This window comes from Halogeometricum sp. S1BR25-6 (assembly GCF_031624495.1).
In the GTDB taxonomy this organism is placed as follows: domain Archaea; phylum Halobacteriota; class Halobacteria; order Halobacteriales; family Haloferacaceae; genus Halogeometricum; species Halogeometricum salsisoli.
Window position 1 is genome coordinate 1295872 of the sequence record NZ_JAMQOP010000001.1, and the last position, 25284, is coordinate 1321155.

Annotated in this window: 26 protein-coding genes; 9 read left to right on the top strand and 17 right to left on the bottom strand. The window is 68.7% G+C overall.

The genetic code is table 11. The features are described 5' to 3' along the window. Positions 1-4: 4 nt before the first annotated feature. A complete protein-coding gene (locus tag NDI76_RS06775; RefSeq protein WP_310923243.1) occupies positions 5-202 on the top strand; it encodes a DUF7987 family protein in 198 nt (65 codons plus the stop codon). A 49-nt stretch (positions 203-251) separates the two neighbouring features. Here the strand turns inward: NDI76_RS06775 and NDI76_RS06780 are convergent, their stop codons facing one another. The 5 genes from NDI76_RS06780 to NDI76_RS06800 form a co-directional block, all read right to left on the bottom strand. Continuing rightward, a complete protein-coding gene (locus tag NDI76_RS06780; protein ID WP_310923244.1) occupies positions 252-1349 on the bottom strand; it encodes a phosphotransacetylase family protein in 1098 nt (365 codons plus the stop codon). A gap of 4 nt (positions 1350-1353) precedes the next feature. After that, complete coding sequence (locus NDI76_RS06785) at positions 1354-3447, bottom strand: acetate--CoA ligase family protein (RefSeq protein ID WP_310923245.1); 2094 nt, start codon at positions 3445-3447, stop codon at positions 1354-1356. A gap of 136 nt (positions 3448-3583) precedes the next feature. Continuing rightward, complete coding sequence (locus NDI76_RS06790) at positions 3584-3895, bottom strand: DUF7967 family protein (protein ID WP_310923246.1); 312 nt, start codon at positions 3893-3895, stop codon at positions 3584-3586. A gap of 49 nt (positions 3896-3944) precedes the next feature. After that, complete coding sequence (locus tag NDI76_RS06795; RefSeq protein ID WP_310923247.1) at positions 3945-5198, bottom strand: putative manganese transporter; 1254 nt, start codon at positions 5196-5198, stop codon at positions 3945-3947. Positions 5199-5308: 110 nt separating this feature from the next. Further along, positions 5309-5785: a YbaK/EbsC family protein gene (locus NDI76_RS06800; protein ID WP_310923248.1), complete on the bottom strand. Its 477-nt coding sequence runs from the start codon at positions 5783-5785 to the stop codon at positions 5309-5311. A gap of 129 nt (positions 5786-5914) precedes the next feature. On the opposite strand from NDI76_RS06800, the gene NDI76_RS06805 reads away from it, so the two are divergent. Continuing rightward, on the top strand, positions 5915-6757 hold the full coding sequence (locus NDI76_RS06805) for a ZIP family metal transporter (RefSeq protein ID WP_310923249.1): 843 nt from the start codon (positions 5915-5917) through the stop codon (positions 6755-6757). 79 nt (positions 6758-6836) lie between these two features. Here the strand turns inward: NDI76_RS06805 and NDI76_RS06810 are convergent, their stop codons facing one another. Next, the gene (locus NDI76_RS06810; RefSeq protein WP_310923250.1) at positions 6837-7121 is read right to left on the bottom strand and encodes a DUF7545 family protein; all 285 of its coding nucleotides are present in this window, start codon (positions 7119-7121) and stop codon (positions 6837-6839) included. A 66-nt stretch (positions 7122-7187) separates the two neighbouring features. After that, on the bottom strand, positions 7188-8258 hold the full coding sequence (locus NDI76_RS06815; protein WP_310923251.1) for an NAD(P)/FAD-dependent oxidoreductase: 1071 nt from the start codon (positions 8256-8258) through the stop codon (positions 7188-7190). Positions 8259-8369: 111 nt separating this feature from the next. On the opposite strand from NDI76_RS06815, the gene NDI76_RS06820 reads away from it, so the two are divergent. Beyond that, positions 8370-8657, top strand: a complete 288-nt coding sequence (locus NDI76_RS06820) for a DUF357 domain-containing protein (RefSeq protein ID WP_310923252.1) — start codon at positions 8370-8372, stop codon at positions 8655-8657. Between the two features lie 54 nt (positions 8658-8711). Here NDI76_RS06820 and cysS read toward each other — a convergent pair whose 3' ends face one another. Further along, positions 8712-10199 carry a cysteine--tRNA ligase gene (gene cysS, locus NDI76_RS06825; protein WP_310923253.1) on the bottom strand — a complete coding sequence of 496 codons (1488 nt, stop codon included), beginning with the start codon at positions 10197-10199 and terminating at the stop codon, positions 8712-8714. A 191-nt stretch (positions 10200-10390) separates the two neighbouring features. On the opposite strand from cysS, the gene NDI76_RS06830 reads away from it, so the two are divergent. After that, positions 10391-11638, top strand: a complete 1248-nt coding sequence (locus NDI76_RS06830; RefSeq protein WP_310923254.1) for a sulfite oxidase — start codon at positions 10391-10393, stop codon at positions 11636-11638. A gap of 9 nt (positions 11639-11647) precedes the next feature. Here the strand turns inward: NDI76_RS06830 and NDI76_RS06835 are convergent, their stop codons facing one another. Continuing rightward, entirely contained in the window at positions 11648-12151 is a 504-nt protein-coding gene (locus NDI76_RS06835) for a DUF7523 family protein (RefSeq protein ID WP_310923255.1), read from the bottom strand. 133 nt (positions 12152-12284) lie between these two features. On the opposite strand from NDI76_RS06835, the gene NDI76_RS06840 reads away from it, so the two are divergent. Continuing rightward, positions 12285-13160: a CbiX/SirB N-terminal domain-containing protein gene (locus NDI76_RS06840; protein WP_310923256.1), complete on the top strand. Its 876-nt coding sequence runs from the start codon at positions 12285-12287 to the stop codon at positions 13158-13160. Next, on the top strand, positions 13153-14295 hold the full coding sequence (locus NDI76_RS06845) for a DR2241 family protein (protein WP_425498335.1): 1143 nt from the start codon (positions 13153-13155) through the stop codon (positions 14293-14295). Before NDI76_RS06840 ends, NDI76_RS06845 begins: the two co-directional genes overlap by 8 nt. Positions 14296-14343: 48 nt before the next feature. Here the strand turns inward: NDI76_RS06845 and NDI76_RS06850 are convergent, their stop codons facing one another. Both NDI76_RS06850 and NDI76_RS06855 read right to left on the bottom strand, forming a co-directional pair. Beyond that, positions 14344-14919: a DUF7524 family protein gene (locus NDI76_RS06850; RefSeq protein ID WP_310923257.1), complete on the bottom strand. Its 576-nt coding sequence runs from the start codon at positions 14917-14919 to the stop codon at positions 14344-14346. 49 nt (positions 14920-14968) lie between these two features. Further along, positions 14969-15154, bottom strand: coding sequence for a methytransferase partner Trm112 (locus NDI76_RS06855; RefSeq protein WP_049917238.1), 186 nt, complete (start codon positions 15152-15154; stop codon positions 14969-14971). A 105-nt stretch (positions 15155-15259) separates the two neighbouring features. On the opposite strand from NDI76_RS06855, the gene NDI76_RS06860 reads away from it, so the two are divergent. Next, positions 15260-15652 carry a group I truncated hemoglobin gene (locus NDI76_RS06860; RefSeq protein ID WP_310923258.1) on the top strand — a complete coding sequence of 131 codons (393 nt, stop codon included), beginning with the start codon at positions 15260-15262 and terminating at the stop codon, positions 15650-15652. A 47-nt stretch (positions 15653-15699) separates the two neighbouring features. Here the strand turns inward: NDI76_RS06860 and NDI76_RS06865 are convergent, their stop codons facing one another. After that, positions 15700-17031: an adenylosuccinate synthase gene (locus NDI76_RS06865; RefSeq protein WP_310923259.1), complete on the bottom strand. Its 1332-nt coding sequence runs from the start codon at positions 17029-17031 to the stop codon at positions 15700-15702. Positions 17032-17346: 315 nt separating this feature from the next. Between NDI76_RS06865 and NDI76_RS06870 the strand changes: the two genes are divergently transcribed. Further along, the gene (locus tag NDI76_RS06870; protein WP_310923260.1) at positions 17347-17652 is read left to right on the top strand and encodes a hypothetical protein; all 306 of its coding nucleotides are present in this window, start codon (positions 17347-17349) and stop codon (positions 17650-17652) included. A 221-nt stretch (positions 17653-17873) separates the two neighbouring features. On the opposite strand, the gene NDI76_RS06875 is transcribed toward NDI76_RS06870, so the two are convergent. Together NDI76_RS06875 and NDI76_RS06880 are read right to left on the bottom strand one after the other, a co-directional pair. After that, positions 17874-20297, bottom strand: a complete 2424-nt coding sequence (locus NDI76_RS06875) for a DUF7527 domain-containing protein (protein WP_310923261.1) — start codon at positions 20295-20297, stop codon at positions 17874-17876. Between the two features lie 83 nt (positions 20298-20380). Continuing rightward, positions 20381-20608: a hypothetical protein gene (locus tag NDI76_RS06880; RefSeq protein WP_310923262.1), complete on the bottom strand. Its 228-nt coding sequence runs from the start codon at positions 20606-20608 to the stop codon at positions 20381-20383. A gap of 209 nt (positions 20609-20817) precedes the next feature. On the opposite strand from NDI76_RS06880, the gene NDI76_RS06885 reads away from it, so the two are divergent. Next, positions 20818-22470, top strand: a complete 1653-nt coding sequence (locus NDI76_RS06885; RefSeq protein WP_310923263.1) for a potassium channel family protein — start codon at positions 20818-20820, stop codon at positions 22468-22470. A 9-nt stretch (positions 22471-22479) separates the two neighbouring features. Here the strand turns inward: NDI76_RS06885 and NDI76_RS06890 are convergent, their stop codons facing one another. From NDI76_RS06890 to NDI76_RS06900, 3 genes are all read right to left on the bottom strand, one after another. After that, complete coding sequence (locus tag NDI76_RS06890) at positions 22480-23091, bottom strand: DUF998 domain-containing protein (protein ID WP_310923264.1); 612 nt, start codon at positions 23089-23091, stop codon at positions 22480-22482. Between the two features lie 56 nt (positions 23092-23147). Beyond that, positions 23148-24023 carry a cytochrome c oxidase subunit 3 gene (locus NDI76_RS06895; protein WP_310923265.1) on the bottom strand — a complete coding sequence of 292 codons (876 nt, stop codon included), beginning with the start codon at positions 24021-24023 and terminating at the stop codon, positions 23148-23150. A gap of 118 nt (positions 24024-24141) precedes the next feature. Continuing rightward, the gene (locus NDI76_RS06900; protein ID WP_310923266.1) at positions 24142-25212 is read right to left on the bottom strand and encodes a phytoene/squalene synthase family protein; all 1071 of its coding nucleotides are present in this window, start codon (positions 25210-25212) and stop codon (positions 24142-24144) included. Between the last annotated feature and the right edge of the window lie 72 nt (positions 25213-25284).

The following is a 25284-nucleotide window of genomic DNA, read 5'->3' on the forward strand; positions in this document are numbered from 1 at the left end:
CTCGATGGTCACGCGCGAACAGCGGGTGGTGTTGGTCGGCGTCGTCCTCGCGGTGCCCGCGGCGTATCTCGTCTACGCGCTCACCGGGTCGGTGCCGCTGGCGGGGGCGACGCTGCTCGGTCTCGGGTTCGTCATCCCCTCGGGGATAAACGGCTCTCGGCGCGAGGAGGGCGGCGACGGCGACGCGGACGAAGAGCGATAGCGACGACCGCGGAGCGGCAACGGCAACGAGAGCAAGTGCGAGCGGTTCGCTACTCGTCCGCGTCCGCCTCAGCACCGGCGTCGTCGCCCGCCGGACCGACGAGCGAGTCCACGTCGGTGTGCTCGAACAGCAGGTCGCGCATCATCGAAACCGTCTCCTCGTCGCGGGTGCGCCCGGAGTGGACGACGTCCTCCGCGCGGTCGACGACCGACAGCGTGTCGCCGGTGACGAGCATTACGGGGACGCCCTTCTCCTCGGCCTTGCCGAGGACGGCCGAGGGCGGTCGGTGGCCGCCGGTGAGGATGATGGTCTTCACGCCCGGCGCTTCGAGGGCGGCCGTGATTATCTCGGAGCGGTCGCCGCCGGTGATGACCGCGGCGTCCTTCGTCCGGCGGAAGTACCGGAGCGCGGAGTCGCCGCCCATCGCGCCGACGAGGAACCGCTCGACGTACGCCTCCTCGTCGCCGCGCGTCACCACGTCCGCGCCGAGTTCGTCCGCGAGGTCCGCGACGGTGACGCCGGCGAGTCGCTGCTCGCGCGGGACGACGCCGAGGACGGGCACGCCGCGGCCTTCGAGGAACGGGACGACCTCCTGTTCGAGTTCGTCGAAGACGGCGTCGGTGACGCCGTTGAACATGACGCCCGCGAGTCGGTCGCCGAACTGCTCGGCGGCGACGAGCAGGTCGTCGAGGTCCGAGGGCTTCCGGTAGTCCGCGACGAGGAGGACGCCCGCGTCGAGTCGCTCGGCCACGTCCGCGTCGGTCATGTCGACGATGCCGCCGGTCGACCAGACGCCACCGCCCTCGACGAGCATCAGGTCCGTGCCCTCGGCGAGTTGTCCGAAGTTCTCCTCGACGATTTCGCCGAGTTCGTCGCCGTCCTCGCGTCCGCGGATGGCGCCGTCGACGAACGTCGGCGAGTAGACGATAGGCTCCATCTGGTGCATCTCGGCGTCGAGGCCGAGCACCTCGCGGGCCAGCATCGGGTCCTCGTCGAGCGTCTTCCCGACGTTTGACTGCAGGCGCGTGCCCTTCGGTTTCATGTACCCGACGGAACTCCCGCGCTCCTGTGCGAGTTTACCGAGCGCGAGGGTGATGGCCGTCTTGCCGGTGCTTTCGTGGGTCGAAGTGACGAGTAGCGTGTTCATGGGTTCAGAGTTGGTCGGGGTCGACCGTCAATCGCACGTCGACGGCTTTCACGCCGTCGGGCGTGGCGACGAGGGGGTTGATGTCCAGTTCGAGGATGGCCGGGAAGTCCGTGACGAGTTGCGAGAGCCGCTGAATCGTCTCCGTGACGCCGTCGACGTCGACGGGGTCGCGGCCGCGCGCGCCGCGGAGGAGCGGCGCGGAGTCTATCTCTTCGGTCATCTCTCGCGCCTCCGACTCGGCGACGGGCGCGACGCGGAACGTCGTGTCTTCGAGCACTTCGACGAAGATACCGCCGAGGCCGAACATGAGGAGGGGACCGAACTGCGGGTCCTTGTTCATGCCGACGATGGTCTCGACGCCGCTGTCGAGGTCCACCATCTCCTGCACCTGCACGCCGATGATGTTGGCGTCGGGTTGGTAGTTGCGCGCGCGGGTGACGAGGTCCTCGTAGGCGTCGAACACCTCCTCGTTCGGGACGCCGACCTTGACGCCGCCGATGTCGGATTTGTGGAGGATGTCGGGGCTGACGATCTTCATCACCACGTTGCCCTCGATACCCTCCGCGACGGTGAGGGCGTCCTCCGGCGCGTCGACGATGTCGCCCTGCGGCGTCTCGATGCCGTAGGCGTCGAGGAGGTCCATCGCCTCGACGCCGAGGCGGGTGTCCTCGCGACCCTCGACGTCCGAGAGTATCTCGCGGGCGCGTTCTTCGTCCACGTCGAACGTCGTCGGTCTGTCGTACTCGCGTTCGGAGATGTCGCGGAAGCGCGAGAGGGCGTCGAGGCCGCCGACGGCGCGGGCGGGGTCGAAGTAGTTCGGGATGCCCGCCTCGGTCAGCACCTCGGCCGCCGGCTTCACGCGCTCGCCGCCCATGAAACAGGCCGCGACCGGTTTATCGTGTCTCTCCTGCAGTTCGACGGTGTCGGCGGCCAGTTCGTCGTAGTCGAGGACGGCCGTCGGACACGTGAGGACGATGGCGGAGCCGACGTTCTCGTCGGCCAGGGCCACGTCGAGGGCGTTCCGGAAGCGCTCGTTGTCCGCGTCGCCGACGATGTCGACGGGGTTGTAGATGTTCCCCTCCTCGGGGAGCGTCTCGGAGAACTCATCGAGCGTTTCGTCGGTGAACGACGCCATCGACAGGCGGGAGTCGCCGACGGCGTCCGTCGTCATCACGCCGGGTCCGCCCGCGTTCGTGATGACGGCCACGTCGTCGCTGTCGGGCAGGGGTTGGCTCTCCAGGACGCGCGCGGCGTCGAACAGTTCCTGCACCGACTCCGCGCGGATGACGCCCGCCTGTTCGAGACCCGCTTCGTAGGCCTGGTCGGACCCGGCGATGGTGCCGGTGTGGCTGGACGCCGCCTGCGCGCCGGCGTCGGTCCGCCCGGACTTCACGAGCACGATGGGCGTGTCCTGCGTCACCTCGCGCGCGGTGTCGATGAACTCCCGCCCCTCGGAGATGCCTTCGAGGTAGCCGATGATGACGCTCGTGTCCTCGTCGTCGCCCCAGGCGTCGATGAAGTCCGCCTCGTCGAGGACGGCCTTGTTCCCGAGCGAGACGACGTCCTTGAAGCCGATTCCCTGGTCGTTCGCCCAGTCGAGCACCGCCGTGATGAACGCGCCCGACTGGCTCATGAACGACATCTCGCCGGCCATCGCGTTCTCGGGGCCGAACGTGGCGTTCATCCCCGTCGGCGTGGACATGACCCCGAGGCTGTTCGGGCCGACGAGGTTGAGGTCGTACGCCTCAGCCACCTCGGTCAGTTCCTGCTCCCGCGAGGCGCCCTCGCTGCCCGTCTCGCCGAACCCGGCCGTGATGACGACCACGTTCCGGATGCCGGCCTCGCCGGCCTCGCGCACGGCCTGCACCGCGATGTGCGGCGGGACCACGACGATAGCGAGGTCCGCGTCGGACTCGCCGACGCCGGCCACCGCCGGGACGCCGAACACCTCGTCGTACTTCGGGTTCACGGGGACGACGTCCCCGTCGAAGTCGTCGATGAGGTTCTCCATGATGGCGCGACCGACGGAGCCTTCGCGCTCTGTCGCGCCGACGACGGCGACGCGCCGCGGCACGAACAACTCGGATAACTCTCCCATCGCTCGGAAGTAGACGCCCTTTCCGTTTAAATCCGGGTATGTGGGGTTTTACATACCCCGTGAGCGCAGTTCTCGCTCACGATTTTTCGTTCGCCGGCGAATCGCTACCCGAGTGTTAGATTGTGCGACGAACCGCTCACACGGTGTCGTCTGGGCCGTACTGCTCTCGAATCCGTTCGACCTCCGCGGCGTACCGCGCTCTCGTCTCCTCGTCGTCGACGGTGCCGAGGTGGTCGTCGTCGGTGTCGACGGCGGCCGTCGTGTCGCGGACGTCGGAGAAACTGGTCAGCGAGCGCTCCTTTCTCAGATACTGCGACCCGTCGGGCGTCGCGTACACGAGAATGATGATGTTCTGCTCGTCGTCGGAGTAGGTTCGCTCGACCAACCAGACGCGGGTGGTCGCTCCATCCTCCTCGCCCTCCGTCGCGTCGCCGGGTGTCGAACTCATGGTCGTCCTTCGCCGTCCCGACGGAAGACTGATTCGACGATTCCGCACATCAGAGAACACCGAATCCGAACTGGGGCAGGCCGAACACGGCCGTCCACGTGTAGTGGAGAACCACGCCGACGACGAGGGCCGGAACCGTCGTGTAGACGCTGGCGACGACGGCGGCCGTCTTGTCGATGGCGATGAGGGGGAACAGCGCGTCGCCGTCCTGACTGATGGCGTTGGCGACGAGCGCCGAGAACGGAATCGCCCCCTGCGCGTACGCCGTCGAGAGCACGATTTGCGGACCGCAGCCGGGAATGAGACCGACCACGGCGCCCGCGATGGGGGCGAGGACGCCGGCGGCGGCCGCGAGGCCGCCGATGTCGACGCCGGTGAACAGGATGCCGTACTCGTAGGCGAGGTAGGCGGCGATGACCCAGACGGTGACGAACGACGTCTCCATCGCGGCGTGCGTCAGCGTCTCGAAGACGCTGCCGAACGTATCGCGCGCGTGTCCCACGTCGCCGTGGCCGACGTACTTCCGACCGACGAAGTAGAGGTAGGCGGAGAGAGTCGTTCCGACGAGGCCGGCGACGGTGAACAGACCCGCGAACGAGAGGTCGGCGACCATCGGAACGTCGGGCGCGCCCCGCAGGAGGTAGACGACGCCGGCGCCGAGGCCGACGGCGGCGGCCACCCACCACGCCGCGAGGGCGGCGAGACTGAGAGAGCGCATCACCGAGGACTCTCGGACGGAGTCGCCGTCGTGGTCGTGGTGGCCGTCGGCGCCGCAGACGAGACCCTGCACCTCGCCCGCGGCCGCCTCGTCGTAGTGGTGGACCTTGTTCCCGGTCATCGGCGCGGAGACGCCGCCGTCGGTGACCGTCGTGCCGATGTTCCGGACCGCGCGGTCGACGCGCGAGACGCCCAATCCGAACCGGTCGACGGCGTACCCGAACAGGACGGCCGTCGCGAACGCGATGCCGTAGGAGTACAGCGCCGCCTCCGGCGCCAAGGCGAGGATGACGAACGCCGCGTCGCCCGCGGTGGCGATGAGCGTCGCCACGACGGTGCCGAACGAGACGGAACCGCGGACGTACAGCGGCATCATCACGATAGCCCCGCCGCATCCCGGCGTGAGGCCCATCAGCGCGCCGACCAACGGGCCGGCGCGACGGTTTTCTTCTAGCTTCTCGACGAGTCGGCCGCCGGTGCGGTACTGGACGTAACTGAACAGGAGGACGGTGACGGCGACGAACGCGCTGACCTGTACGAAGCCGTCGCGGACGGACGCGAGGAAGATATTGACGATTTCAGACATCGTCGTCCCCCGGAACGCGGCTTCGCCTCGCGGCGAAACCGGCGATATGATTCATCTCAACAGAGGATTAGACACGTCTAAAAATAAAGCTATGCCTTCCGAACAGCGCGTCAGTCGGCCACCGTCGCCGCCTCGGCGTCGGCCAATCGGCGGAGTTCCGCGGGGTCGACGGGGAAGACGGCTTCGGGCGTCCCGGCGGCGGCCCAGACGGTGTCGTACTCCGAGAGCGTCTCGTCGAACAGGACGGGGAGGTCCGTCTCGTGGCAGAAGGGCGGGACGCCGCCGATGGACCACCCGACCACGTCTCGAATCTCCTCGGGGTCGGCCATCGATACGTCCGCGGCGTCGACACTGCGGTGAGCGGCGAGTCGCTCCTCGCTCACGCGATTCGCGCCGCTGGTGACGACGACGAGGAGGTCCTCGCCCGCCCGGAAGACGAGGCTGCTGGCTATCTGTCCCACCTCGCATCCGACCGCTTCGGCGGCGTCCGCGGCCGTCTTTGTTCCCTCGGGAAACTCCTCGACGGTCACCTCGAAATCGTATCGCTCGCGCGCGGCGTCGGCGAACTGCCTCGCTCGTTGATGCATGCTGTCGAAGCGCACGCGGAGGGGGTGCTAAAGTCTCACTCTTCGCCGGCGCTCTCCGTCCCCCGTTTAGGCCCGCCGAAAATATCGGTGTTCTGAAACGTTTATCTCCGTCGGACATCTACCGACGGTATGGACTGGGGAAGCTTCGCGTTCGTCTTCGTCGCCGGTCTCGTCACCGCGTTGGCGACGGGCATCGGGGCGATTCCGTTCTTCTTCGTGCGCGAGGTGAGCGACCGGTGGAACGTCGCGCTGTGGGGTATCGCCTCCGGAATCATGCTGTCGGCGTCGGTGTTCGGTCTCGTCTTGGAGGCGCTGTCGTCGTACGTCCGCGTGTCGCTGGCGGGCGTCACCGTCTCGTCGATTCCGACCCAGACGCTCCTGTTGCTCGGGGTGGGGCTGCTCGCGGGCGTCCTCCTCGTCGTCGTCGCCCACCGCGTCATCGAGGGCGCCGAGGTGAACCCCCGGCAGTACGAGGAGGCGGACTTCCGGAAACTGCTTCTCATCCTCGGGGTGCTCACCGTCCACAGTTTCCCCGAGGGCGTCGCCGTCGGCGTCGCGTTCGCGGACCTCGGACTGGAGGGCGGTATCACGATGTTCGGCGTCGCCGTCCCGCTTCTGGCCGTGTTCATGACCGTCGCCATCTCCATCCACAACGTTCCCGAGGGCGTCGCCATCTCCATCCCCCTCCGGTCGATGGGTGTCTCGAACCCGCGACTCGTCTGGTGGTCGGTGTTCTCCAGTCTCCCCCAACCCGTCGGCGCCGTCGCCGCGTTCTACTTCGTCCGCGTCGCCCGCGACTTGCTTCCCGTCGGCTTCGGCTTCGCCGCCGGCGCGATGATGTATCTCGTCCTCGCGGAGTTCGTCCCCGAGGCGCTCGAACGCGGGGCGGGCCTACCGAACGGCGGGCGACGGGAACTCCTCGCCGGTATCGTCGCCGGCGTCGCCGTGATGGTGCCGCTGCTGTTCGTCTGAACGGTCGTCGCGGTCCGTCGAGGGACCGCTTCGTCGGCAAAGAAGTCGAGTCGGTCGGAAGAACGCGCTTCTTCGAGGCTCAGTGACTGTGGCCCATCGCATCGGCCAGGGAGACGCCGAACCGCTCTTCGAACAGGTCCTCCATCTTCTCGTTGAGTTCTTCGAGGTCCGCCGGCGTCTCGCCCTCGCCGTGGTGGACGGCGACGTGCGCCTGCTGTGCGAACGACTGGACGACGAGGTCGCCGACGACGTTCGTCGCCTCCTCGCCCTGTTCGGTGAACACGTCGACCAGCCCTTCCGGGAGTTCGACTTCCTCTACGTCGCCGTCCGGTCCTTCTATCGTGTAGGTCTCGGTGTCGACCATGGGCCCTCTCCGTCCCCGCCGGTTAAGGGTCTGTGGGAATCCGCCGACGCTCGGAGAACGGCGCGTTCAGTCGTCCGATTCCGCGGCCGCGGGTTCGGCGTCGGGTTCCGCCTCGGCCGCCTCCTCCCGCTCTAAGTCTTCGAGGTAGTCGTCGGCGTCGAGGGCGGCCTTCACGCCGTCGCCGCCGGCCGTCGCCGCCTGCTGGTAGTGGTAGTCGACCACGTCGCCCGCGGCGAAGATGCCGGGGACGTCGGTGGCCGTCTGGCCGCCGTCGCGGCCGCCCTTCGCCAGCACGTAGCCCTCCTCGTCCCGTTGGACGCCGGTCCCTTCGAGGTAGTCGGCGTTCGGCGTGTGGCCGATGGCGTAGAACACCGCGCCGACGTCGAAGTCGAACGTCTCCGTCTCGGGGTCGTCCAGTTTCTCGGTCGGGTGGCCCTCGGGGTGACGCACCATCCGCACGTGGTCGACGCCCTCCTCGGGGGTGCCGTGGAGTTCCGTCACCTCGGTGTTGCGCATGATCTCTATCTCGCCGGCGTCGACTTTCTCCATGACTCTGTCTATCCAGTAGTCCTCCGCGCGGAACTCCTCGCGGCGGTGCGCGAGGTACACCGTCGAGGCGAATTTCGTGAGGAAACTGGCTTCCTCCATCGCGGCGTCGCCGCCGCCGACGACGAGAATCTTCTCGTCGCGGAAGAACGCGCCGTCGCAGGTGGCGCACGTCGAGAGACCGTAGCCCATCAGGTCGTCCTCGCCCGGAATCCCGAGCGTCCGCGCGGACGCCCCGGAGGCGGCGATGACCGCGTCGGCGGTGTAGACGTCGCCGTTCTTCATCGTCACGGTGAACGGCCGCTCACTTGCGTCCACGTCCGCGACAATGCCGTGGTCTATCTCCGCGCCGAAGCGCTCGGCCTGCTTTTTCATGTTCTGGATGAGTTCCGGCCCGGAGATGCCCTCGGGGAAACCGGGGTAGTTCTCCACCTCCGTGGTCAGCGTCAACTGTCCGCCGGGTTCGTCGCCCTCGAACACCAACGGCTCGTTGTTCGACCGCCCGGCGTAGATGGCGGCCGAGAGGCCGGAGATGCCCGACCCCGCGATGATGAGCTTCCGGTGTTCGACGAACGCGTCGTCCTCTGTCATATCTCTCCGTTGGCTAGAGTCGCCCTTTTAGGTTCCGCTGTCGTGCGCGATTGCCGTCGACTCGGACGGCGGACCGAGCGGTTTCATACGACCGCCCGCCGACGTACCCCCATGCCCGCCGACTTGGAGGAGAAGACCGACCGCTACGGCCGGATGCTCGCGGACGCCTTAGAGGAGGCGACGGTGGCCGTCCCGCCGGAGACGCCGCTCGGAGACGCGGCCGTCGAAATCGAGGAGATGGCCGTCTCCTACCTCGAAGACGGGCGGCACTTCCGCGAGCACGGCGACCCGGTGAACGCGCTGGCGTCGTTCTCGTACGGCTACGGGTGGCTCGACGCCGGCGTCCGGATGGGGCTGTTCGAGGTGCCCGAGGGGACGCACCTGTTCACGACGGAGTAGTCGAACGGAGCGCGCCTACGAGGCGGCCGTTGACGCCGCGCGACGGCGTCGACCTCACTCGAACCGGAACGACGGTCCGTCGTCGGAGTCGTGCACCTCGACGCCGAGGGCGTCGAGTTCGTCGCGGAGTTCGTCGGCGCGGTCGTAGTTGCCGGCCTCGCGTTCGGCCTCGCGCACGTCGAGGAGGAGTTTGACGAGGTCCTCGGCCACCGACACCTCGCCGCCCTCGGCCGCGCCGCCGAAGCCGAGACCGAACACGTCGCCGCCGAGGTCCTCGAACGTCTCGACGGCCTCGTGCAGTCCGCGGTAGTCGTACTCGTCGGCGTCGCCGACGTGGGTGTTCACCGCGCGGGCGAGTTCGATGAGCGCGGCCATCGCCTCTCGGACGTTGAAGTCGTCGTTCATCGCCGCGCGGAACCCTTCTCTCGTCGACTCGACCGCCTCGCGCAGGTCGCCGTCGGTCACGGTGGCGTACGCGTCGGGACCGTCGACGGCCTCGGCCGCCGCCTCGTAGGCGCGTTCGAGTCGGTCCCAGCGCTCCTCGGCCTCGTTCATCGCCGCGTCGTCGAACGTCTGTTCGGCGCCGTAGCCGGTTGAGAGGTAGAACGTCCGGATGACGTCGACACCGAACTCCTCCAACGCGTCGTCGACGGTGAAGAAGTTCCCCAGACTGGAGGACATCTTGTCCGCCTCGGTCTGGAGGAGGCCGACGTGGAGCCAATAGCGCGCGAACGTCTCTCCCGTCGCGGCCTCGCTCTGCGCCACCTCGTTCTCGTGGTGGGGGAAGACGAGGTCGCGGCCGCCGACGTGGATGTCGATGGTCTCGCCCAGGTGCGTCATCGACATCGCCGAGCACTCGATGTGCCAGCCGGGACGGCCCTCGCCCCACGGCGACTCCCACGTCTGGCCCTGCGGGCCGTCCAACGGCTCTAGCCCCTCGTGGCGGTGTTCGGCGACGGCCCCCTCGGAGACGCCGCCCGCCTTCCAGAGCGCGAAATCCGCGGGGTGGCGCTTCTCGGAGCGCTCCTCGGCCTCCCCCTGCGCCTCCATCTCCTCGACGCGCTGGTTCGATAGCTTTCCGTACTCTTCGAAGGCGGTCACGTCGAAGTACACCGACCCGTTGGACTCGTAGGCGTAGCCCTTCTCGACCAAGGTCTCGACGAGGTCGATTATGTTCGGTACGTGCTCGGAGACGCGGGGGTAGACTTCGGCGCGCTTGAGGTTCAGTCCGCGCATGTCGCGGATGACGTGCTCGGTGAAGTGGCGGGCCACTTCGGGTTCCGAATCCCCGAAGTCGTCCTCGCCGATGCGCGCGGTTATCTTCTCGTTCACGTCGGTGAAGTTCTCGACGTGGTGGACGTCGTACCCCTCGTGTTCCAGCCACCGGTGCATCACGTCGGCGTGCATCCAGAGGCGGGCGTGGCCGAGGTGGGCGTCGTCCGAGACCGTCAGCCCGCAGACGTAGAGCAACACGTCGTCGTCGTCCTGTGGTTCGAACTCCTCGCGTTCTCCGGACAGGGTGTTGGTCACGGACAGCGTCATCGGGGGAGGGTACTCCCGAGGCAGGTTTCAACCCGTCGGAACGGTCGGTGGGACCGCCGTCGAACCGGTATCCCGCCGCGCGCGGTCGCGACGGCCCCGCCGCGCGTCCGCCGATTCGGTCGCCGGGCCGGAAGCGCCACGACGTGATACGGCAGCTACAATTTATACCGATTCGCGTGCCTCTGTCTAGCATGGCGACCGAAGAGCCGCGGCCGACTCGTCACGGCGAAATCGAGGAGATACTGGAACGGAAAGACGGCACCGCGGAGACGCGCGACGAGGCGGACAAGTACACCGTCGTCGGCGCCGCGCGGCGGCGCACGTTCGCGAACTGGCTGACGCCCGTCGAGGAACATTTCGTCTGCCACCGAAACGACATCCCGAACGCGGACGCCGACGAGTGGACCGTCTCGCTCACGGGGGACGCGTCCGGGACGCTTTCGATGGACGCGCTCAGGGAGGAGCACCCCGCCGTCGCCGTCGCGCACACGATGGAGTGCGCGGGTAACGGCCGCGGCCAGCACCGCCCCGAGACGGGGAGCGTCCAGTGGGGGTTCGAGGCGGCGGCCACGTCCCTCTGGACCGGCGCGCCCCTCAGTTCGGTGCTCCGGGCGCACGGCGTCGACTCCGCGGACGGGCGGTGGCTGACCGCCGTCGGCGGCGACCCCTCCGACGGCGACGACGTGTTCGCGCGGTCCATCCCCCTGACGAAGGCGTTCGACGACTGCATCCTCGCTTACGGGATGAACGGCGACCCCCTTCCGCGGGAGCACGGCTTCCCGGTTCGCCTCGTCGTTCCGGGGTGGTACGGCGTGAACAACGTGAAGTGGGTCGATGAACTCCGAGTGGCGGATTCGATGGTGACGGAGGGCGCCCTCGATAGACCGGGCGAGCACGCCTACTGGCAGCAGGTCGCCTACCGCATCCACCCGGCCGGCGTCGAACCCGAGACGAACGACTCCGTGGACGAGGTGGACACATGGGACCAACTCGAAGGTGCGGTCGAGCACCCCTACACGTTCGACGCGAACGTGAAATCGGTCGTCGGGACGCCCGACGGCGAGTCGCCCGTGGAGGCGGGCGAACGGGTAGAAGTCCGTGGCGTCGCGTGGGCGGGCGACGACCGGGTCGACCGGGTCGAGGTTTCGACCGACGGCGGCGAGACGTGGACGGACGCCGAACTGTTCGGCCCCGACTACGCGGGCGCGTGGCGACTGTTCCGGTACGACTGGCGGCCCGGAGCGGGGACGCACGAGTTGCTGTCGCGGGCGACCGACGAGCGAGGGCGGCGACAGCCCGCGCGAATCTCGAACCCGGACGCGTGGCGCGACGCCCTCGCCGACGACGCGTTCCCGTGGAACGAGGGCGGGTACGCCGCGAACGCGTACGAACCCAACGGCGTGACGGTCGAGGTGGTCGACTCCGGGGAGGGGAGATAGCCGACCCGTTCAGACCGACAGCGATTCCAGCGCCGACTCGACGTGTCGGAGGGCGTTCGCCCCCTGTCGCTGCGGGACGACGACCACCAGTTCGCCGTCCGCGACGCCCGCGGCGTCGACGACGACGTTCTCCGCGCCGAGGCGGTCGCAGACGACCGAGAGCGCGCGGACGTCCACGTCGCCCGTCGCGACGAGGGCGGTGAGGTCCCCGCCGGCGGCGACGACGGAGACGCCGCCGACGGTGAGCACCCGTTCGTCGTCCTCGTCGGCGTCCACGTCCGCGCCGGCGAGTCCGACCCCGCTCCGCATCCGGACGGTGGCGTCCCGGGCCTCGGTTTCGAGGGGCGGCAGGTCGTCGGCGAAGCGCCGCAGGGCGGTTGCGACGGCGTCGGCGTCGCCCTCGACCTCCAGCGTCTTCGCGGCGGCGGCGTAGTTCACCACGCCCGCGCGGAGGGCGTAGAGGAGGTGCGGGCGCGCCCTGACGGCGTCTCGTGTCTCGGCGGCCAGTGACATGGTGCGTCGGTCGGCGGAGACGCACTAAAGGGTCTCGGAGGCGGCGGCGGGCGGCGAACTCCGGCTCCGAAATCGACAAGATTCCTTTCGGGAACCCGAAGTCCATAAGGCGGCGCTCCCGTAATTTCCGCCCATGCAAGCGCTGGTCATCGTGGCGCACGGGTCGCACTTGAACCCGGATTCGAGCACGCCGACGCGGCGTCACGCGGACACCATCCGCGCGACGGGAGCGTTCGACGAGGTGCAGACCGGCTTCTGGAAGGAGGAGCCCTCACTGCGGGAGGTCCTTCGAACAGTCGAGTCCGAGGAGGTGTACGTCGTCCCCCTGTTCATCAGCGAGGGCTACTTCACAGAGCAGGTCATCCCGCGGGAACTCCGTCTGGAGGGGTGGGACGTCTCCGAGTGGGACTCCGACGGCCTCTCGGCCGACACCGCGACGCTCGTCGCCGAGGACACCGGCCAGACCGTCCACTACTGCGGCCCGGTCGGAACCCACGAGTCGATGACGGACGTCATCGTCCGCCGCGCCGAGACGGTCACCGGCGACCCCGACGTGGGCGAGGGGTTCGGCCTCGCCGTCGTCGGTCACGGCACCGAACGGAACGAGAACTCCGCGAAGGCCATCGAGTACCACGCCGACCGCGTCCGCGAGACGGGCCGTTTCGACGAGGTGCGGGCGCTGTACATGGACGAGGAACCGGAGGTCGACGACGTGACCGACTACTTCGAGTCGGAGGACGTCGTCGTCGTTCCCCTGTTCGTCGCGGACGGCTTCCACACGCAGGAGGACATTCCGGAGGATATGGGCCTCACCGACGACTACCGGGCGGGCTACGACGTGCCCGCGGAGGTGGACGGCCACCGCATCTGGTACGCCGGCGCCGTCGGGACGGAGGCGCTGATGGCCGACGTCGTCCTCGAACGCGCCGCCGACGCGGGCGCGGACATCGAGGAGGCCATCGCGAGCGTCCGCGAGGAGACGAGAGAGACGCCGGCGGCGGGTGACTGACGTGCGGAGCGAACAGTTCGATACGCTCGTCCGCCGACTCGACGAGCGACCGATCGATTTCGAGGGGTTGCGCGCCGAGTGGGACGGCGAGGGCTACGCCTTCGAGACGCCCGAGCGCACCCACGAGGGACTCTCGCAGGCGGGACTCCACGAGGCGGCCGCGAACGCCGACCCGTACGTGACGAACTGGTTCTTCTGGGAGGTGGACGTGGGGCACGAGGGGCGGCACCGCCGCGCGTTCCTCCGGAAACTGGAGGCGGCCGACGAGCGCCCGGTCTCCGAGCGCTACGACGACCTCCGGGAGGGGATGGTAACCGAGTGGGGCCAACTCCGAATCACGGCGACGCTCGACGACGCGGGCGACCGCCGGTACGAGGTGCGCCACGAGGACGACGCGAGCGCCGACGCCGCCGCCTTGGAGACGCACGAGGACCCCTTAGACGCCCGGGATATCGCCACCTACGACGAGAAGGGGCGCTACCGGCCGCTGAAGACGGCGCCGACGCTGGTCGACGGCTGGGTGTTCCCCGCGCTGGACGGCCGCGAACTGGTGGAGACGGTCGACACGTTCTACCCGGCGACGATAGCCAACTGGAACCTCGAACGCGAAGGCGAACTCGATGTCTCCCACTGGGAGGAGACGATGGAGCGACAGTCGGGCATCTACAGCGTCATCCAGACGTGGAACCGGGGGAAAGGGACGGACCACGTCGAGTGGGTCGCCGAGTCCTGCTGCGACGACTCGCAGTGTCTCAAGCGCCGCGAGTGGCAGTACGACGAGGAGACGGAACTCGACGCCCCCGGCGGGGACGGCGCGTTCCCCTGCCGGGAGCCGTGTTCGCTCGTCGTCGCCGCCGCGCGCAAGTGGACGCGGCTGGAGGGCGAGGAGTCTCGAACGTACGAGTTCGAACTCACGCCCTCCGAGAAGGAGCAGGTCGAAGACATCATCGACGCCGTCGCGGACGGCCGCATCGACGACGTGCGCGAGGCCGACATCTACGAGGGAGCGAACCGCTACCGGACGCGGTTCCTCCGCGCGAAGCGGTTCGACGAGGAGGGGAACCTCTCGGGGACGCCGACGGAGGGAGCGGAAGCGGAAGCGGAAGCCGAGGCGAACGGCGACGGCGAGAGCTGAGTCGAGTCAGAGCGTCCGGCCGCCCATCCACCCTGTCGTCGGTAACCGCTACTCGCGCAGGACGAACAGCGCGGCGACGGCGGCGGCGCCGAGGACGACGCCGACGCTGAGGACGACGACCGTGTTCTGGACGACGGTGACGACGAGGGCGGCGACGAACACTACGAGCAGTATCAGCGCCGCGACGGGGACCGACACCTCCGCCGGGAGCGCCCCCCGGAGTTCGTCGGCGAGGGAGGGTTCGGGCTCCCGCTTCGGCGGCTTGCTCAACTCCTCGTCCACGTCGATGCCGGGTTTCGACGCCGGCGTCGGCTCTATCGTCACGTCGACGTGCGCCGTCTCCGCGCCGTACCCGGTGACGACCTTCAGCGTGCCCGTGACGGGTTCGGCGGCGGGGGACGTCTCGACGTGGACGTGCTGGGAGCCACCGCCTTCGACGTAGTGGTTGCCGCCGTCGAGGCGCGCGACGCCCGACAGGTCGTCGTCGAGGTGGAGGTGAACGTGGACGGCCTGTCCCGCGTTCTCGAGGACGACGTAGAACTCGTCGGCCGCCGAGAACGACGGCGGCGCGTCGATGGCGTGGAGGCCATCTCCGTTCAACTCGACTCGAAGCGACTCGGTCACGTCTGGTACGGTCGACCCACCGGTTCAAAAGCGTTCAGGTGTTGCGTTCCTATTCGTCCCGCATATCCGGCGGCAGGAGGTTCGGGATACCGTCCTCGATGGGGTACTCCTCGCCCGTGACGGTGCCGACGAGCGTCCCCGAGAGTATCTCGTCGCCGTCTCGCTCAGTGACTTCGAGTTCCAGGTCGCTCTTGTCGAGCGGATCGCAGAGGATGTCCATCAGAGATTCCTTCATACTCGGCGTTCCGTCTCGATGCGACAAAAGACTACGGGTTCGTCGTTTTCGCGCCGCGGGAATCGGCGCCCGAACTTTGTTCCCAGCGCCGTGAGCGTCGAACGCATGTCCGAGGAAACTCTCTACCACCGACTGGGCGGCCGCGACGCAATCGCGTCCGTCGTCGACGTGTTCTACGACCGCGTCCTCGCGGACGACCGACTCGAGCCGTACTTCGAGGACGTCGACATGACGAAGCAGCGAGCCCACCAGACGCAGTTCATCGCCGCGATGGCGGGCGGCCCCGGCGAGTACGACGGCGGCGAGATGGAGGAAGTTCACGAGGGGATGGGTATCGACCACGAGGCGTACGACGCCATCGAGGAGCATCTGGACGCCGCGCTGGCCGAACACGACGTACCGGCGGCCGAACGGGCGGACGTCGAGGCGGCCATCGAGTCGTTCCGCGACGACATCGTCGACGAGAAGTACGGGACGCGGGCGAGCGGAGCGGTCTGAGGGGGGGCGGGGATATCTGAGCGGAGGCGGAAACCCGACCGAATCGGCTACTGCTCGAAGGGGTTGACCACTTCGACCGTCTCGGCGCGGTCCGGGCCGACGCCGACGGCGTACACCGGCGCGCCGACCTCCGCTGCGACGTAGTCGAGGTACTCGCGGGCGGCCGCGGGGATGGCGTCGTAGCCCTCCTCGGCGACCGACGTCCAGTCGACTTCCTCCCACGTCTCGAACTCGCGGAGGTTCGGTTCACAGCGGTCCCAGCGCTCGGTCGTCGCCGGGATGGTGAGTCGCTCCTCGCCAGCGAGGTCGTAGGAGTGACCGACCTTCACCTCCTCCAGTCCGCCGAGGACGTCGAGGTGGTTGACGGCGATGCCGGTGAACCCGCTCACCTGGGCGGCGTGACGGAGCATCGGCATGTCGAGCCACCCGATGCGGCGGGGGCGGCCCGTGACGGTGCCGAACTCGCCGCCCTTCTCGCGGATGAAGTCCGCGAGTTCCTCCTCCCGTTCGTCCTCTTTCAGTTCGGTCGGCATCGGCCCCTCGCCGACGCGCGAGAGGTACGACTTGACGATGCCGACGACTTCGCCCTGCCCGACGACGGTCGGGCCGACGCCGGTGCCGGTGGCGGCGCCGCCGGCCGTCGGGTTCGAGGAGGTGACGTACGGGTAGCTCCCGTGGTCGATGTCGATGAGGGTGCCCTGCGCGCCCTCGAACATCAGGTTCTCGCCGTCGGCGCGTCGCTCGGCGAGGAAGCTCCCGCCGTTGACGGCCATCCCCTCCTCGCGGAGGCGGCGGCCGAACTCGGCGTACTCGTCGATGAGCGCCTCGACGTCGCACTCCTCGCCGGCCTCCAGTCCGTACACGTCCTCGATGAGCGCCTTCTTCTTGGGGACGGCGTACTCCAGTCGCTGCCGGAGCACCTCGGGGTCCAACAGGTCGCCGATACGGACGCCGCGGCGGCCCGCCTTGTCCTCGTAGGTGGGGCCGATGCCGCGGCCGGTCGTGCCGACGGTGAGGTCGGAGTCGGCCTTCGCCTCCTCTTCGATAGTGTCGAGGCGGCGGTGGTACGGCATGATGACGTGGGCGCGCTTTGCGACCCGGACGTCGGGTTCGAGTCCGCGTTCGCGCAGGTCGTCTATCTCCGAGAACAGCGTCCGCGGGTTGACGACGCAACCGTTTCCGAGCACGCCGACCTTGTCGCGGACGGCGCCGCTCGGAACGAGCGAGAGTTTGTACTCCTCGCCGTCTTCGACGACGGTGTGCCCGGCGTTGTCGCCGCCCTGATACCGCGCGACGACGTCCGCGTCGCCTCCCCACAGGTCGACGAGGGCGCCCTTGCCCTCGTCGCCCAACTGGGAACCGACGATAGTGACGGTCATGGTCGGCGATTCTGCGGCAGCCCTCAAACCGATTACGGTCCGTCGCCGGCATCTATCCACCGACGTGTATCGAACACCGCACCGACGACGTCCGCTGCCCATCTCCGTGCATCCTCGTACGAGAGACCTACCCAAACGGTTATGCCCCAGTGCCTCCAAATCCACGTCATCACTGGCCACGCTCGCGTCGGCCGGTTCATCCGAGAACCGACGCGGGCCCCCTCGGCTCGGGTTACAGCGGACCGACAGTTCTCCGGCCCGCGGCCGAGCGGAGGGGTAACATTTAAAGGCCGCAAAGACGAGTTAACAAATGGCATGATAGACCGACTTGAGAAGGAAGTGGATATGCTGGAGCGGCACTTGCAGGTGCTGAAGATGGTCATCGAAAGCGAACCGATCGGAATCGTGAAGATGTCCAACGAGACCGGCTACCCCCACCACAAAGTCCGCTACTCCCTCCGCGTCCTCGAAGAGGAGAACCTCATCGAGCCCTCCAGTCAGGGTGCGATCACGACCGAACGCACCGCGGAGTTCGTCGACGAACTCGACGAGAAACTCGACGAAATCGTCGACAAACTGGACTCGATGAAGATCGAGGAAGCGGCCGAAATCGAGAACTGAACTGAGTCGCCCGACGGTCCCACGTCGCCCCCGGCGTCGTGCGGCGGACGCGACGGTCCGCGTCGCCTCCGCCGACCCCGGGTGCACCGACGCCAGCCGCGGTACGCGACCCCCGGACTGACCACGCGGCGACCCTCCTCTTACTACTCTCCGCACGTCCGCCAAGACGAATCTCCGCTTTGACGCCGGCAATCACGGGCGTTCGCACGTCCCTCCCGAATTCAGAGGTCGGGGACGTTCACGTGGAACTCGTTGTTTCGCGCCTCGACGAGACAGACGTGGTAGCCCTGCTTGCGCGAGAGTTTCACGAACGACAGCCGTTTCGACCGGGAGAGGAACCCCCCGCCGGTCTCCTCGGCGACGGCCTCCAGCGCCTCGGGTTCGAAGAACGACTCGGTGACGTAGAACGCCGTCGCCATCGCGTCGCTGCTCTCGGCGACGGCGCGGGCGTTCTCGACAAGCGATGCCACTGTCGCCTCCGTCGCGGCGGTGCGTGCGGTGTTCATGTCGGCGACGAACAGGGCGTCGCCCATCTGGTCGCGGAAGATAACGTCGAACTCGCGGCTCTCGGTGCCCTCTTCCGTCTCGAAGTCGACGACGCCGCGGAGTTCGATGCGGTCGATGCGCGGCAGGGAGTCGAACAGGTCCGCGAGCGTGGTCCGGTTGCCCGTCTCGCCGATTTCGTACAGGAGGTCGGTGACGACCCACTCGGCGAAGGCGTACTCCGTGCTCTCGCGGAGGAACTCCTCGTACGGGACGCCGTTGACGGCGAGTCCCGCCGTGTCGAACGTCGTGTGGTGTTCGAGTCGGAGGTTCTCGACGACCTCCTCCCTGGACGCCCGCCCGTCGTGAGCGTCTTCGAGCGTCGCCCGGCCCTTCCGACGGTAGCGGACGAAGAGGTTCGTCCCCGAGAGCGCCGCCTCGGGCGACATCGACTCCTCGGCGACGAACTCGCCGTCGGGCGACGCCAGTTGCGCTTCGAGGCGTTCGACCTCCGCCTCCAGCGATTCGACGCGCGCTTCGAGTTCCTCGGCCCGGTCGCGGTGTTCGTCGCGTTCGGCCTCCAGTTCGTCGCGTTCGGCCTCCAGTTCGTCGCGCTCGGCCGCGAGTTCGTCCCGGCGGGTCTCGGCCGCTTCGAGTTGGCCCCGCAGTTCGGTGACCGCCTCGGCGGACTCGCTCGCCTCGGCCTTCGCCGACTCGGCGGCGGCGGCCGCGGCCTCCTCGCGCCGGCGCTTTGCCTCCTGTTCTTCGCGGTGCCGCCGCTTCTGCGCCTGTTGGCGTTGCTCTCGCTGCTGTCGGTGCCGGTCCGAGGGAGCGGACTGCTGCCGCCGCCGCTGGGCCGCCGTCGCGTCGGCTCCCCCCTCGCCGTTCTGCGTGCTCGACTCGCTGGGGTCCAGAGAGGGAATTGAGCGTGCCTCGCGCCACTTCTCCTCGGCCGAGAACGGGTCGTCGCCACTCCGCGCTTCGCCCGCCGCGTCCGCGTCGGCGACGTCGGCGGTGCGCTCAACGGAGTCTCCGGTGTCCGCGCTCGCGCGGCTATCGCCGCCGACCGGAGGTTCGGATTCGTCCTCGGGGGGCGCCGTCGCGCGCTCCTCCGCTTCGGGGTCGACCGTCTCGGGTTCCTCGGGTTCGTCCGCGGCGGCGACCTCGGGCGCCTGCGCGTCCGGTCGGGGGTCGTCCGGCGGCGCGGCTGGGTCCTCGTCTCCGCTCTGCTCTCCGGAGTCGCCTATCCCGTCGTCGTCGTCGGTCTCGCGCGCCTCCTCGTCCGCCTCGTCGGTCGTCGGCGCCGACGCGCGGGGTTCCGTGGGGTGCCGCGCCTCCGACTCGGAGGGTCCGGCGGTCGGGGCCGGGTCGGCGTCGTCTCTACTCACTTCGTCCTTGGTCGGCGCGGCGTCCGCCGTCGCCGGGTCGTCGCCGTCGGCCGGGGAGTCGAGGTCATCTCCCGGCGCCGTCGCGCGCTCCTCCGCTTCGGGTTCGACTACCTCGGGTTCCTCGGGTTCGTCCGCGGCGGCGGCCGCGGGCGCCTGCGCGTCCGGTCGAGGGTCGTCCGGCGGCGCGGCCGGGCTCTCGTCCGCGACGCGTTCCCCGTCCGCCCCGTCGTCCGGCCGCTCCGGGAGGTCGAGAATCCGGAGGTCGACCTCCTTCACCTCGTAGATGCCGACTTCGTCGTCCGCCTGCTCGAACGCCTCGTCGCCGGTGACGAGGCGGTCGTTGGCGCCGACGAACGCCACGCTCATCGACTTGCCGCCGTAGTAGGCGACGTAGTAGTCGCCCGAGAGCACGTTGTCCGACAGTTCGACGTAGCCGGTGAACCCGCCCGACGACAGCGTCTCGTCGGCCTCCGAGAGCGGCGTGTCGTTCGTGTAGTAGCTCGCGCGCGTCTCGCCCCCCGTCTCGCGCATCGCGAACAAGAGCGAGAGCGCGGGGTCCGGCGCGCGGTGCGCCGTCAGTTCCGCGCCCTCGAACGATTCGAGACTCCCCTCGAAGACGCCGATGAAGCGACCGTTGAGCGCGAACGCCCACGTCGTCCCCGACGAGACGGCCCCGGAGAACCCCTCGTCGGCGAGTCGGTGCAGCCCCTCGTACCCCGTCTCGACGGGGACCGTCTCCCACTCGCGTACCGTGTCGATTGTCTGTCCATCCATTTGCGGTATATCACAGAATCCGAGACATATACTTTCCGGAGAAATCACCCTCGTTCGGTTCGATTCTTCACACCCGGTTGACACTACTTCCGCGGCGGCCGACACGCGTCCGACGGGCGCGACTCCGACCCGGCGCCGCCGAGGGCCTCGCGGAGCGTCACGACGACCAGGAGAAGGAGGTACGCGCAGAGGCCGGCGGCCAGCGCCGTCGCCGCGGCGGGGCCGAGGACGAACGCGGCGAGAGCCGACAGGGCGAGGCCGAGTGCGACGGTCGCCGCCTGCACCGTCGAGCGCTCCCAGACGGCGCGCACGCGGGCCGCGCGGAGCGACAGGAGGGCTTCCGAGGGCGCCCGCGGCGCCGGCGGCGACGGGCAGGGGCGTCACGGGCGCGTCGAGGACGACGATGGTCGCCGCGGTGGGCACGAGGACGGCGAGGGCGAGGAGCGCGTCGCGGCGGCGTCCCATGGCGCGACCGAGGGACGGCGGCCTTTTAGCCCTCGGGGGTGTTCGGAGTGGATATATGGTCGATGGCCCCGCCGAGACGCTCTCTCGCGCGAAGCGCCGACTCGTGCTGTTTCTCTCCGGCGTGGCCGTCCTGATGGTCGGCTACGCCCTCCTCTACCAGTGGGGGATGGCGACGTTCGAGGGTATCTCCGTCTCCTTCATCGACGCCCTGCACGTGGTCGTCGAGACGTTCACGACGACGGGGTACGGCGAGGACGCCGCTCAGTGGACCTCCTTCGGGATGAAACTCATCACCATCCCGATGATGCTCTCGGGCGTCACCGTCATCTTCCTCACCCTCCCGCTGTTTCTCGTCCCCTTGGTCGAGGAGGCTCTCCGGACCGCGCCGCCGACGGAGACGGACCTGACCGACCACGTCATCATCTGCTCGTTCACCTCGCGCGGCGGCACCTTGGTCGAGGAGTTGACCTCGCGCGACGTGCCGTACGTCGTCGTCGAATCCGACCGCGAGACGGCCGAGCGCCTGTTCGCCGAGGGGGACGACGTCGTCCACGGCAACCCAGAGTCCGTCGAGACGCTGGAGGCGGCCAACGCCGACGAGGCGATGGCGCTCGTCGCCGACGACGACGACGAGACGAACGCCTCCGTCATCCTCTCGGCGAAGCAGGCGGCGCCGGACCTGCGCGTCATCAGCCTCATCGAGGACGCCACGCTGTCGGATTACCACCGCTACGCCGGCGCCGACGAGGTGGTCTCCCCCCGCCGCATCCTCGGGGAGAGCCTCGCGCGCAAGGCCGCCTCGCCCATCGCCACCGACATCGACGACGCCATCGAAATCGGCGACGACTTCGAGGTGGCCGAGGTGCTCGTCCAACGCGGTTCCGCCCTCGAAGGCGACACCATCGCCGAGAGCGCCATCGGACGGCGAACGGGCGTGAACATCATCGGCGCGTGGTTCCGCGGCGAGTTCGTCACGCCGCCGGACCCCGACGCCGTCGTCGACGAACACACCATCCTCTTGGTCACCGGCCGCGAGAGCCAACTGGAGCGGCTGAAGGACCTCACACGCTCGGAGACGCGGCGCTTCCGCCGCGGGAAGGTCGTCGTCGCCGGCTACGGCGAGGTCGGAGCGACGGCCGCCGACGCCCTCGCCGCGGAGAACGTCCCGAGCGTCGTCCTCGACGAGCGAGACGCCCCCGGCGTCGACGTGGTCGGCGACGCGACGAACAGGCAGGCGCTCCTCTCGGCGGACATCGACGAGGCGCAGAGCATCATCCTCGCAGTCGACAGCGACACGACGGCCATCTTCGCGACGCTCGTCATCAAACAGGTGGCGCCGGAGACGGAGGTCATCGCCCGCGCCAACGACGCCGAGAGCATCGCCAAACTCTACCGCGCGGGCGCGGAGTACGTCCTCGCGCTCTCGACGGTCAGCGGGCGCATCCTCGCGTCGAATTTGACGGAAGAGGAGGTCATCGCGCCGCAGTCGCAGGTCGAAATCGTCCGCACCGCCGCGCCGCAGCTCGCGGGTCGGACGCTCGCGGAGGCGGACGTCCGCGCCCGGACGAACTGCACGGTCATCGCCGTCGAACGGGACGGCGACCTGCTGACGGAGGTCGGTCCGGAATTCGTCGTCCGGGTCGACGATACTCTCGTCGTCGCCGGCACGGACGAGGACATCAACCGCTTCAACGTCGTCTGCGGCTGATTCGGGTTCTCAGAACCGGGACCGTAGGGGCGCCGGCGGCGCGAGTGCGAGGACCCACGCGGCGAGCGAGAGCGCGCCGACGAGTTCGGGGACGGCGATGCCGGGGCCGAGTCCGGCCGCGAACCAGAGTGGCCACGCCGCCACGGAGGCGGTCGCGAGGAGCAGCGAGACCCGCCCGGTGGTCGTTCCTCGGCGACGCGCGCCGTCGAGGGCGAGCGTCGCCGCGAGGAGCACGAAGAAGGCGACTGCGGCCGGGTAGTGCAGCGGGTCGTCGGAGGGGAACGCGCCGACGCCCGCCATCGCGGCGGCGCAGAGTCCGTACGTCGCCGCGACGGCGCGAGAGTCCTCTCTCAGCGCGGGGACGTAACCCAGCGCGAGACCGCCCCCGAGGAGCAGGCCGCCGTTGAACGCGAGCGCCGTCCGAGGGTCGACTCCGAGGTCGGAGAGCGCGCTCGCGGCCCAAGAGAATGTAGGAGAGAGCGCGACGGCGAGGAAGACACCCCCGAGGGCGAGGGCGGTTCCGACGGCGCCGGCGAGGCGCGCCAGCGGGTGGGCGGGGCCGGCGCGGGCGTCGGCGTCGGAGCCGACGGGTTTCGGTTCGGAGTCGGGTTGTTCGGTCACGGTCGGGAGACGGCTACATCGGCGGTCGAAAGAAGGGTCGTCGCGGGGGCGGCCGATTACAGGACGCCCGAACTGGTGCCGAGTTCCGCGCCGACGTAGAGCACGACGACGAGGAAGATCCAGACGACGTCCACGAAGTGCCAGTACATAGACGCCGTGCTGACGGAGACGTGGCGTTCCGCGGAGTACTGTCCCATCAGCGCGCGGATGAAGACGATGCCGAGGAGCACCGCGCCGAGGCTGACGTGCAGGCCGTGCAGACCGGTCAGTCCGAAGAACGCCGACCCGAACAGCCCGGAGGTGAGCGTGAAGTCCGAGTGGATGATGAACTCGTAGTACTCGTACACCTGCCCGCCGATGAACACGATGCCGAGCAGCAGCGTGAGCGCGAGGCCGCCGAGGAACTTCTTGCGGTCGTTCTTGCGGATGGCGACGTGCGCCCAGTGGAGCGTGGCCGAGGAGGCGATCAGCAGCGCGGTGTTGATGAGGACGAGCGACCCCGTGAGTTCGGGGACGCCGACCAGTATCTCCTCCCAGTTGCCGGCCCTGATGTAGAAGTAGTAGCCGAACAGCGCGCCGAACGTGCCGAGTTCGGAACCGAGGAACGCGAGCATTCCCCAGCGGAGTTTGTTCGCGCCCTTCTCGTCGGCGTCGCGCGTCCAGAAGTGACTCACGAACGCGTGGTAGACCCAACCGTACAGTCCGGCGAGGAAGATGCCGATTGACGCCACGAACGCGGCGGGACCGACCATCGACCCGACGATGGCGTCCTCCCCGCGCCCGAGGATGTAGAGACCCGCACCGGCGTAGATGCCGGCCGCGCCGACCGCGGTGACGAACGGCCACCAACTCGCCTCGCCGAATCCGCGAGGCCAGTCCTCCACCGCCGGTAGGTGGTGTCCGTGGTCCTCGTGTGCTTCTTCGGTACCCATGCTCGGACGTAGCCGGCGGACTACTAAAAATCCTCCCAAGTCGCGGCCGGTTCGGCGCCGGCGGCGCCCGTCGGACGACGCCGCTCGCCCCGGCCGCCGGCGCCCGGACCGCGTCGCGTCAGTCCGCGCTGGACGGCGCGCGGTGGTACGGCCGCGCGGCTATCTCCTGTCGGATGTCGTCGAGCGCATCGGACTCGGCGCCGTCGGACATCCGCGAGACGACCGCGAACACCTCCTGTCGGGACACTTTCACGCCCGACTTCGAGAGGGCGTCCTCGGGGCGGGCGAGGAGTTCTCGCAGCGTCCCCACCGAGAGGAGGAACGGGACGGCCCACGCGGCGAGGGTGTTTCCGTCGGTCAGCGGGACCGTCTCGAGGTACGTCTGCGCGTCGTCGAGGAACGAGGAGGCGTGTTCGGCCGTCCGGCGGACGACCGACGCCGCCTCCGCCTCGTGTTCGGGGGCGACGACTTCCTCCTGCGGGACGCCCTCGGCCTCCAACCAGTCGGCGGGCAGGTAGACGTTGTTCTCGGCGGTGTAGTCGTCGTAGACGTCCTTGGAGATGTTCACCAGTTGGAGGAGGAGACCGAACTCCTCGGCGGTGTCGTAGAGGCGGCGGCGACGCTCGGGGGAGACGTCGCCGCGGGTGACGAGGTTCGTGATGAGGTTGCCGACGGTGCCGGCGGCGTAGTAGCAGTACTCCTCGAGTTCCTCGCGGGACTGGATGCGGAGGCCGCCGGTGTCGTCGTAGCGTTCGACGAACAGCACCATCCCCTGCACCATCTCCCGCACGGGCGGCGTCACCGCCTCCCGGACGTCCTCGGGGAGGCTCTCGAAGGTCCGGACCACGCGCGGGGCGTCGCGGACGACGCGCCAGTCGTCGGTCGTCTCCTCGGGGACGTGCGATTCGACGGCGGCGACGAACTCCTCGACGGACGTGTCGTCGTCCGGGTCGAGGGCGGCGTCGTACGTTCGGAGAACCTCCGCTTGCACCGACGGCTGGATGTGCGAAGCGTCCTCGATGGTGTCGGCGATTCGACAGAGCAAGTAGCCGACGCAGATGTAGGACGACATGGGCTCGTCGAGCACGTCGACTGTCAGTGCGAAAGTGCGAGAGACCCCCTCAACCGCCTCGTGGCACCATTCGAGGTCGGTTCGGTCGACGTGGGGACGTTCATCCTGCTGAGACATTCGAAGTATGATTCCCTACGGAATGGGGATTAAAAAGTTTCGTGGGGGCTTCGCCCACACGATTGGCCGACC

Bases quoted from the DNA above. Each gene is read 5' to 3' on its own strand.
- NDI76_RS06870 (WP_310923260.1), top strand. From the start codon at position 17,347: ATGATAGACCGACTTGAGAAGGAAGTGGATATGCTGGAGCGGCACTTG.
- NDI76_RS06865 (WP_310923259.1), bottom strand. From the start codon at position 17,031: ATGACCGTCACTATCGTCGGTTCCCAGTTGGGCGACGAGGGCAAGGGC.
- NDI76_RS06780 (WP_310923244.1), bottom strand. From the start codon at position 1,349: ATGAACACGCTACTCGTCACTTCGACCCACGAAAGCACCGGCAAGACG.
- NDI76_RS06815 (WP_310923251.1), bottom strand. From the start codon at position 8,258: ATGACAGAGGACGACGCGTTCGTCGAACACCGGAAGCTCATCATCGCG.
- NDI76_RS06810 (WP_310923250.1), bottom strand. From the start codon at position 7,121: ATGGTCGACACCGAGACCTACACGATAGAAGGACCGGACGGCGACGTA.
- NDI76_RS06875 (WP_310923261.1), bottom strand. From the start codon at position 20,297: ATGGATGGACAGACAATCGACACGGTACGCGAGTGGGAGACGGTCCCC.
- NDI76_RS06820 (WP_310923252.1), top strand. From the start codon at position 8,370: ATGCCCGCCGACTTGGAGGAGAAGACCGACCGCTACGGCCGGATGCTC.
- NDI76_RS06895 (WP_310923265.1), bottom strand. From the start codon at position 24,023: ATGGGTACCGAAGAAGCACACGAGGACCACGGACACCACCTACCGGCG.
- NDI76_RS06795 (WP_310923247.1), bottom strand. From the start codon at position 5,198: ATGTCTGAAATCGTCAATATCTTCCTCGCGTCCGTCCGCGACGGCTTC.
- NDI76_RS06790 (WP_310923246.1), bottom strand. From the start codon at position 3,895: ATGAGTTCGACACCCGGCGACGCGACGGAGGGCGAGGAGGATGGAGCG.
- NDI76_RS06800 (WP_310923248.1), bottom strand. From the start codon at position 5,785: ATGCATCAACGAGCGAGGCAGTTCGCCGACGCCGCGCGCGAGCGATAC.
- NDI76_RS06830 (WP_310923254.1), top strand. From the start codon at position 10,391: ATGGCGACCGAAGAGCCGCGGCCGACTCGTCACGGCGAAATCGAGGAG.
- NDI76_RS06785 (WP_310923245.1), bottom strand. From the start codon at position 3,447: ATGGGAGAGTTATCCGAGTTGTTCGTGCCGCGGCGCGTCGCCGTCGTC.
- cysS (WP_310923253.1), bottom strand. From the start codon at position 10,199: ATGACGCTGTCCGTGACCAACACCCTGTCCGGAGAACGCGAGGAGTTC.
- NDI76_RS06855 (WP_049917238.1), bottom strand. From the start codon at position 15,154: ATGAAGGAATCTCTGATGGACATCCTCTGCGATCCGCTCGACAAGAGC.
- NDI76_RS06835 (WP_310923255.1), bottom strand. From the start codon at position 12,151: ATGTCACTGGCCGCCGAGACACGAGACGCCGTCAGGGCGCGCCCGCAC.
- NDI76_RS06840 (WP_310923256.1), top strand. From the start codon at position 12,285: ATGCAAGCGCTGGTCATCGTGGCGCACGGGTCGCACTTGAACCCGGAT.
- NDI76_RS06860 (WP_310923258.1), top strand. From the start codon at position 15,260: ATGTCCGAGGAAACTCTCTACCACCGACTGGGCGGCCGCGACGCAATC.
- NDI76_RS06775 (WP_310923243.1), top strand. From the start codon at position 5: ATGGTCACGCGCGAACAGCGGGTGGTGTTGGTCGGCGTCGTCCTCGCG.
- NDI76_RS06805 (WP_310923249.1), top strand. From the start codon at position 5,915: ATGGACTGGGGAAGCTTCGCGTTCGTCTTCGTCGCCGGTCTCGTCACC.
- NDI76_RS06885 (WP_310923263.1), top strand. From the start codon at position 20,818: ATGGTCGATGGCCCCGCCGAGACGCTCTCTCGCGCGAAGCGCCGACTC.
- NDI76_RS06900 (WP_310923266.1), bottom strand. From the start codon at position 25,212: ATGTCTCAGCAGGATGAACGTCCCCACGTCGACCGAACCGACCTCGAA.